This is a genomic window from Curtobacterium sp. Leaf183 (assembly GCF_001424385.1).
GTDB lineage: Bacteria > Actinomycetota > Actinomycetes > Actinomycetales > Microbacteriaceae > Curtobacterium.
The window spans coordinates 265866-274157 of record NZ_LMPO01000001.1 but is presented as its reverse complement, the minus strand read 5'-3'; the positions used below and the strand labels follow the sequence as shown (position 1 = coordinate 274157).

The following is an 8292-nucleotide window of genomic DNA, read 5'->3' as shown; positions in this document are numbered from 1 at the left end:
CTCGAACCACGGAAGTCCGTGGTTCGAGCCGGTTCTGGTGGTGCGATGCCGATCCGCACCGCGATGACGGGGACCAGCGGTCGCACCGCGACCACCGGGCGCGGCTGGGCCGCGTCGCCGGCTAGTGCGCGATCGGGGTCGGCGCGCCCTCGGGGGTGACGGGCTTGCGCACGAAGCACGCCGCCAGGATCCCGAACAGCGAGATCACGCCGCCCACCAGGAAGGCGGTCGAGACGCCGGAGGCCGTGGCTTCGGCAGCGCCGGCCGCACCCGACCCGGCCGTGGCCGTCGCCGCGCCGATGGTCAGCAGCGTGATGAACAGGGCCGTGCCCGCGGCACCGGCGAGCTGCTGCGCCGTGCCGAGCACCGCACTGCCGTGCGAGTACAGCTTCGGGGGCAGACCGCCGAGCGCCGCGGTGAACAGCGGCGTGAAGGTCAGCGCGAGCCCGATGCTCAGGACGACGTGGGCGCCGAGGACGAACCACACGCTGGTGTCCGTGCCGACGGTGGCCAGTGCCCACATCACGACGCTGATGATGACCGTGCCCGGGATGAGCAGGACCCGCGGGCCGTGCCGGTCGTAGACCCGACCGACGATCGGCGAGAGCAGCCCCATGAGCAGGCCGCCGGGGAGCAGCAGCAGGCCGACGTTGAGGACCTCGAGGCCGAGGACGCGCTCCAGGTAGATCGGCAGGACGATGAGCGTGCCGAGCATCACCAGGAAGCTCAGGCCCATCCCCACGATCGGCACCGTGAAGCCCTTCGTCTGGAAGGTCCTGAGGTCGAGCAGGGCGCGGTCGGAGCGCTGCAGCCGGGTCTGCCGGAGGATGAACAGGGTGAGTGCGACGGCACCGATGACCAGGGCCGTGACCGGGACGACCGGACCGGTGGTCGCGATCTCGCCGATGCTCGACAGGCCGTAGACGATCCCACCGAACGCGAACGCTGACAGCACCACCGAGACCACGTCGAGCGGAGCCGTCCGGGGCGTCCCGACGTTCTTGACCTTCACCATGCCCAGGATCAGCGCGGCGATCGCGATCGGCAGCACGAAGCCGAACAGCCAGCGCCACGAGAACGCGTTGAGGATCAGCCCCGAGATCGTCGGGCCGATCGCCGGCGCGACCGAGATGACGATCGAGATGTTGCCCATCACGCGGCCGCGGTGTGCGGGTTCGATGAGGGTGAGCACCGTGGTCATGAGGAGCGGCATCATGATCGCGGTGCCGCTGGCCTGCACGATGCGGCCGACGAGCAGCACGGTGAAGCCGGGAGCGAGCAGGGCGATCAGCGTGCCGGCGGAGAACAGGCTCATCGCCCAGACGAACACCGGCCGCGTGTTGAAGCGCTGCAGCAGGAACCCGGTGATCGGGATGACCACGGCCATCGTCAGCAGGAACCCGGTCGTCAGCCACTGGCCCGTGGCCGCGCTGATGTCGAGGTCGTCCATGAGCCGCGGGAGCGCGACGCCCATGATCGTCTCGTTCAGGATGACGACGAAGGCGGACACGAGCAGCAGCCCGATCACGAGCCGGTCGTCCGCGGCGGTCCGGCCCTGCTGCTGCGGCTGACTGCCCGTCCGCGGAGCGGTGTCGATGGCGTGGTCGGTCATGGGGAGGGGCTCCGAACGAGAGTCGATGGGCATTGCTCAGGTGCAGCACCTGAACGGATTCGATCATTCCACGACACGCCGACACCGACGATGAACGATCAGTGCAGGATGTCGAACGTCTCCGCGTCGCCGTGCGGGACGACGGGTCGGATCGCGACCTCGGTCACCGTCGCGCTCGGTGGCCCGGAGTGCAGGAGTGCGACGAGGGCGTCGACCGCCGGCGCCGGACCTTCCGCCTCGACCTCGACCGTGCCGTCGAACAGGTTCCGGGCGTACCCCGTGAGTTCGAGACCGTCCGCCTTGCGTGCTGTCCAGTAGCGGAACCCGACCCCCTGGACGGTCCCCGTCACGACGGCGTGCACCCGTGTCACCGTTGTCATGCGCACCACGCTAGGCCGGGTGTGTTTCCGGATCGTCACTGTCGTGTCACGATGTCGCGACGCAGTGATAGTGTCTCCTCAACCCGAACAGTTCGGGTCAACGTGACCAGAACGAGTGGAACATGGACGACGGCATCCGCGTCGCGGTCTCGACCGTGATCGTCGCCCTGCGCCCGCACCCGGACACCGGGGCGCCGGCGCTGTGGATGCCCCTGGTCCGACGGACCACCGAGCCGTACGCGGGCTCGTGGGCACTGCCCGGCGGCTGGGTCCGCCCGGACGAGGGACTCGAGGACTCGGCGGCAGCGCGACTGCGCGAGACCACGAACGTCCAGCCGCGGTACCTCGAGCAGCTCTACGCCTTCGGTGACGTCGACCGCTCGCCCACCCGCGTCGTGTCGATCGTGTACTGGGCCCTCGTCCGTCCGGACGAGGCGAGCTCGGTGCCCGACGACTGGAACGTGCGCTGGTTCCTGGCGGACGAGCACCCGCCGCTGGCGTTCGACCACGACCGCATCGCCGAGTACGCGCTGTGGCGGCTCCGCACCAAGATGTCGTACTCCCGGATCGCACAGGCGTTCCTCGGCGACCGCTTCACCCTCGCCGAGCTCCGAGCGGTGTACGAGGCCGTGCTCGGCCGCCGGCTCGACCCCGCCAACTTCCGGCGGCAGGTCGCGCAGTCCGACGCGGTCATCGCGACCGACGAGACGACGAGCGGGGACCGGCACCGTCCGGCCCGCCTGTACCGCTCGAACCCCGACCTGGCCTACGCGGACAACGGCCCGCTGCAGCCCGGCCCCACCACCCGCACGACCTGACGGGAACCACCGTGTCCATCGCCACCACCATCGAACTGATCTCCAACGGCAGGGCCGAGGGCAGCACCTGCACGCCCGACCTCGCGATGCCCACGTGGGACTTCGACGCCCGCCCCGGCTACGGCCCGGGTTCGTCGATGTCCGACGTGATCCCCACGACGGCTCCGCGGCAGGGTGTCCTGCCGGACGAGTACAAGCAGGCGCCGGTCGACGAACTGCACGAGCGCATCGAGCGGGCGAAGGCGACGCTGGGGGACCGGGTCGTCGTGCTCGGGCACTTCTACCAGCGCGACGAGGTCGTCCGGCACGCCGACTTCCTCGGCGACTCGTTCCAGCTCGCCAACGCCGCCCTGACCAAGCCCGACGCCGAGGCGATCGTGTTCTGCGGCGTCCACTTCATGGCGGAGACGGCCGACGTCCTGGCCAGGGACGACCAGCACGTGATCCTGCCGAACCTGGCCGCCGGGTGCTCGATGGCGGACATGGCCGACATCGACAGCGTCGAGGCCGCGTGGGCCGAGCTCGAGGCCGTCTACGGCACCGAACCCGACGCCGACGGCCGCGTGCCCGTCATCCCCGTCACCTACATGAACTCCGCCGCTGACCTCAAGGCGTTCTGCGGCCGGCACGGCGGCATCGTGTGCACGAGCTCGAACGCGGCGACCGTGCTCGAGTGGGCGTTCGAGCGCGGGCAGCGTGTCCTGTTCTTCCCCGACCAGCACCTGGGTCGCAACACCGCCAAGGCCATGGGGATCAGCACCGACCTGATGCCGATGTGGAACCCGCGGCTGCCCGGCGGCGGCAACACCGCCGATGCGCTGCGAGCGGCGAAGGTGGTCCTGTGGCACGGGTTCTGCTCGGTCCACCGTCGCTTCACCGTCGAGCAGATCGAGCGGGCCCGCGCGGAGCACCCCGGCGTCCAGGTGATCGTCCACCCGGAGTGCCCGATGGCCGTCGTGGACGCGGCCGACGTCGCCGGCAGCACCGACCTGATCCGCAAGACCGTCGCGGCCGCCACGGAGCCGACGACCTTCGCGATCGGCACCGAGATCAACATGGTGAACCGGCTGGCGGCCGAGTACCCCCAGCACACGGTCTTCTGCCTCGACCCCGTCGTCTGCCCGTGCTCCACGATGTACCGGATCCACCCGGGCTACCTGGCGTGGGTGCTCGAGGCGCTGGTGCGTGGCGAGATCCTCAACGAGATCGTCGTGCCGGACGCCGTCAAGGCCGACGCGAAGGTCGCCCTCGAGCGCATGCTCGCCGCCAAGCCGAGGGGCTGACCGTGCACGTCGTCATCGTCGGCTCCGGCATCGCCGGACTCACCACCGCCATCCGGGCGAGCGCCCGCCACGACGTCACCCTCGTCACCAAGGGCGCCCTCGCCGACGCCGCGACCAGCCACGCCCAGGGTGGGGTCGCCGTCGCGCTCGGCGTCGACGACACCGCGGCGCTGCACGTGGCGGACACACACCTGGCCGCCGCCGGCAGCGCGGACGCCCGCGCGGTCGAGGTCCTGTGCACCGACGGACCCGCGCGGGTCCGCGACCTGCTCGCGCTCGGCGTGCCCTTCGACCGCACCACCGACCCGGCCAGCATCGACCGCCACGGCGACGACCTCGCCCGGGGACGAGAGGCCGCACACTCCCGATGGCGTGTCGTCCACGCCGACGGCGACGCGACAGGCGCCGCGATCGAGCAGACCCTCATCGCCGCGCTGCACCGCCAGCACGTCACGATCCTCGAGCGCACCTGCCTGACCGACCTGGTCGTTCGGGACGGCAGCGTCGTCGGGGTCGACGTCCTCGACCTGCTCGGCGATCCCCGACGTATCGACGCCGACGCCGTCGTGCTGGCGTCCGGCGGCGCCGGCCACCTGTACCGCGAGACGACCAACCCGCTCGTCGCGACGGGTGACGGGCAGGCAGCGGCCTGGCGTGCCGGAGCGGTCCTCGCCGACCTGGAGTTCGTGCAGTTCCACCCCACCCGGCTCGCGGTCCCGGGGGGCGGCCTGGTGTCCGAGGCCGTCCGCGGCGAAGGCGCCGTCCTGCGCGACGCTCGCGGCCACCGGTTCATGACGGCCGTCCACCCCGACGCCGAGCTCGCCCCGAGAGACGTCGTCGCCCGCGGCATCGCCGCGGCCGTTCGTGACACCGGACTCGTCGAGCTCGACGCGACGGCGCTCGACCCGACCTTCCTGGTCAGCAGGTTCCCGGGCCTCACCCGCGCCACGCGCGCCGCCGGCTTCGACTGGACGCGGCAGGGCGTCCCGGTCGCCCCCGCGGCGCACTACGCGATGGGCGGCATCGCGACCGACGCCGAGGGCCGCAGCAGCCTGCCCGGGCTCTGGGCCGTCGGCGAGGCCGCCTGCACCGGGGTGCACGGCGCCAACCGGCTGGCCTCGAACTCCCTGCTCGAGGGACTGGTGTTCGCCGTCCGCGCCGCGGACGCGCTCGGCGGTCCGCGACCCGGCCTGCTCCGGCTGCGCGGCGACGCGGCGCTCGCCGTGACCACGGTGGACGACGTGACGGAGTCGACCCGGGCCTCCCGTCCGGTGGATGCCCGAGCGGAACGGCCTGGAGGCCCGGCTCGGCTCAGCGAAGCGGCCGACGTCCGGCAGACGCTGCAGACCGTCATGACGGAGCGCGTCGGCCTGCTGCGGGACGCGGGTGGACTGTCCGTCGCGCGGCGAGCGCTCGACGCGCTCGCGGTGCCCGTCGCCGACACGGTGCGCGACCACGAGGACCGCGCGCTCCTCGACCTGGCGCGCCTGACCGCGCGGGCAGCAGAGGCACGCGCCGAGTCCCGCGGCGCCCACGCCCGGACCGACCACCCCGACACCGACCTGGACGCCGCGGCCTCGCGCGCCTGGGCCCGCACCCCCGCGAGGGCACCGTCTGCCCTCGCACTCGTCCCCGAGGGAGCACGCGCATGACCACCACTGTGCCCGCCGACGTCATCGGCACCATCCCGCCGCACGCCCTGCAGCGCGTGGTCCACACCGCGCTCGAGGAGGACGCACCGTGGGGGGACGTGACCAGCGAGACCCTCATCCCGGCGTCCGCGACGGCCACCGCGACCCTGGGGGCGCGCGAGCCCGGGGTGCTGAGCGGCGGCGCGGTGTTCACGGCGGTGATGCACGCGGTCGACCCGGCCCTCGACGTGACGCTGCACGTCGCCGACGGCACCGCGTTCGTGTCGGGGGACGTCCTGGCCACGGTGACCGGTCCGGCGCGCGCGGTCCTGCGCGGCGAACGGGTGGCGCTCAACCTGGTGCAGCGGATGTCGGGCATCGCGACGGTGACCGCGCGGTACGTCGCCGCGGTGGCGGGGAGCCGCGCACGCATCGTCGACACGCGCAAGACCACGCCGGGGCTGCGCGCGGTCGAGCGGTACGCGGTCCGGTGCGGCGGCGGCCACAACCACCGCACGTCGCTGTCGGACGCGGTGCTCGCGAAGGACAACCACCTGGCGGTGCTGCTGGCGAGCGGGATCGGGCTGGGCTCGGCCATCCGCGGCGCTCGGGAACGGCTCGGACACACCGTGCACCTCGAGGTCGAGGTGGACCGCATCGACCAGATCGAGCCGGTCGTCGCGGCCGGGGTGGACACGATCATGCTCGACAACTTCAGCCCGGCCGACCTGGTCCGGGGCGTCGAGCTGGTGGCGGGCCGTGCGCTCGTCGAGGCGTCGGGCGGGGTGTCGCTGGACACCGTCGCGACGATCGCCGCAGCCGGCGTCGACGTCATCTCGGTCGGGGCGCTGACGCACTCGGCACGGGCGCTCGACCTCGGGCTCGACATCGATGTGGCACCCGGGTCGGCGTCGTCGTCCGCGTCCGCGGTCTGAACCGTGTTCTACCTGGACCGCGCGGCCACGACGCCCGTGCGTCGCGAGGTGCTCGAGGCGATGTGGCCCTGGCTGACGGGCGGGTTCGGCAACCCGTCCTCGACGCACGGACTCGGTGACCAGGCGGCGCGGGGACTGTCGGCCGCGCGCGGACAGGTCGCCGAGGTCCTGGGATGCCGGCCCGGCGAGGTCGTCTTCACCGCGGGCGGCACGGAGGGTGCGAACACCGCCGTGAAGGGCATCGCGCTCGCGGCACCGCGCGGGCGCCACGTGGTGACCAGCGCGATCGAGCACGAGGCGGTCCTGGAGAGCTGCCGGTACCTCGAGCGCTTCCACGGGTTCGCCGTCACTGTGCTGCCCGTGGACAGCACCGGGCGGGTGGACCCGGACGTGCTGGCCGCGGCGCTCCGACCGGACACGACGCTCGTCTCGGTCGCGCACGCGGACAACGAGGTCGGCACGGTGCAGGACCTCCCGGTGCTCGGCGCGGTCGCCCGCTCCGTCGGCGCGCGGTTCCACACCGACGCCGTGCAGTCCGCGCCGTGGCTGCCGGTCGGGCTCGACGTGCTCGGCGTCGATGCGCTGAGCTTCTCCGGGCACAAGCTCGGCGCGCCGAAGGGCACCGGCGTGCTCGTGGTCCGGTCGGGCGTGCCCGTGGAGCCGCTCGTGCACGGCGGTGGGCAGGAGCGAGGTCGTCGCTCGGGCACCGAGGACGTCGCCGGTGCGGTGGCGGTGTCGACCGCGCTGGCGCTCGCGGCCGCCGGACGGTCGGACTCGGCGACACAGGCGACGGCCACGCGCGACGCGGTGATCGCGGGCGTGCTGCACGAGGTGCCCAGCGCGCTCGTCACCGGGTCGCTCGACCACCGGCTGCCCGGGCACGCGTCGTTCTGCTTCCCGGGCGTCACCGGGGAGACCGTGCTGCTCGAGCTCGAACGGCGCGACGTCGTGTCGTCCTCGGGGAGTGCCTGCGCCGCGGGCAGCACCGAGGCCTCGCACGTGCTCACGGCGCTCGGACTGTCCGAGGACGTCGCCCGCAGTGCCGTGCGGCTGACGTTCGACGCGACCCTGTCGGCGGCGGACGTCCCACTCGTGGTCCGGGCGGTCGCGGAGGCGGTCAGCACGGTCCGGGCGATGCGCTGGGTGTACTAGACGTTCTACTCCAGCACTGGGGCCGTGTCCCCCCTTCTGCGGACATGCGCGGTGGGGCAGAGTGTCCACATGGCAGATGCGATGACGACGCGGCGGGCCCCACGGGGAGACCGCTTCCGAGTGGTGCAGCTCCTGCCCGCACCCGCGACCGTCCTCGCGCTGACCGTGGCAGCGAGCCACGACGTGGGGTCCGCACCCCTCGGGCTCATCGCGATCGTGGGCACGCTCGCGACCGTGGCGAGCGCCGTGCTCCCGATGGTCTGTCCGTCCGCCGCGCGACGGGCGATGCCTGCTCCGGCCGAGTCGGACCGCTGGCGGGAGGACGTCGGAGACCACTGAGACCGGCGTCGTCCGAGCTCGTCAGCGACGGGCCGGGCGACGCGACCAGCCGGACGTCGCCCCTGAAGCGACGCCCGGAGCGGGCCACGGCATCCCTGTCGTCGCGGCTCGCTGCACCCTGAGCCCCGCTGCGGGCCCGGAT

Annotated in this window: 8 protein-coding genes; 6 read left to right on the top strand and 2 right to left on the bottom strand. The window is 72.9% G+C overall.

The features are described from left to right. Positions 1–121: 121 nt before the first annotated feature. On the bottom strand, positions 122–1612 hold the full coding sequence (locus ASG04_RS01265) for an MDR family MFS transporter (protein WP_056119078.1): 1491 nt from the start codon (positions 1610–1612) through the stop codon (positions 122–124). A 98-nt stretch (positions 1613–1710) separates the two neighbouring features. Further along, positions 1711–1992, bottom strand: coding sequence for an acylphosphatase (locus ASG04_RS01260; RefSeq protein WP_056119075.1), 282 nt, complete (start codon positions 1990–1992; stop codon positions 1711–1713). A gap of 122 nt (positions 1993–2114) precedes the next feature. Between ASG04_RS01260 and ASG04_RS01255 the strand changes: the two genes are divergently transcribed. The 6 genes from ASG04_RS01255 to ASG04_RS01230 all read left to right on the top strand — a co-directional run bounded on the left by ASG04_RS01255 (position 2115) and on the right by ASG04_RS01230 (position 8150). Beyond that, entirely contained in the window at positions 2115–2810 is a 696-nt protein-coding gene (locus ASG04_RS01255; RefSeq protein WP_056119072.1) for an NUDIX hydrolase, read from the top strand. A gap of 11 nt (positions 2811–2821) precedes the next feature. After that, a complete protein-coding gene (gene nadA / locus ASG04_RS01250; protein WP_056119070.1) occupies positions 2822–4093 on the top strand; it encodes a quinolinate synthase NadA in 1272 nt (423 codons plus the stop codon). Positions 4094–4095: 2 nt separating this feature from the next. Further along, entirely contained in the window at positions 4096–5745 is a 1650-nt protein-coding gene (locus ASG04_RS01245; RefSeq protein ID WP_056119068.1) for an L-aspartate oxidase, read from the top strand. Next, positions 5742–6659, top strand: a complete 918-nt coding sequence (gene nadC, locus ASG04_RS01240) for a carboxylating nicotinate-nucleotide diphosphorylase (RefSeq protein ID WP_082517711.1) — start codon at positions 5742–5744, stop codon at positions 6657–6659. The genes ASG04_RS01245 and nadC overlap by 4 nt, the downstream gene beginning before the upstream one ends. 3 nt (positions 6660–6662) lie before the next feature. Beyond that, positions 6663–7811 carry a cysteine desulfurase family protein gene (locus ASG04_RS01235; RefSeq protein ID WP_056119065.1) on the top strand — a complete coding sequence of 383 codons (1149 nt, stop codon included), beginning with the start codon at positions 6663–6665 and terminating at the stop codon, positions 7809–7811. 69 nt (positions 7812–7880) lie between these two features. Next, entirely contained in the window at positions 7881–8150 is a 270-nt protein-coding gene (locus tag ASG04_RS01230; RefSeq protein ID WP_156463470.1) for a hypothetical protein, read from the top strand. The last annotated feature ends 142 nt before the right edge of the window (positions 8151–8292 follow it).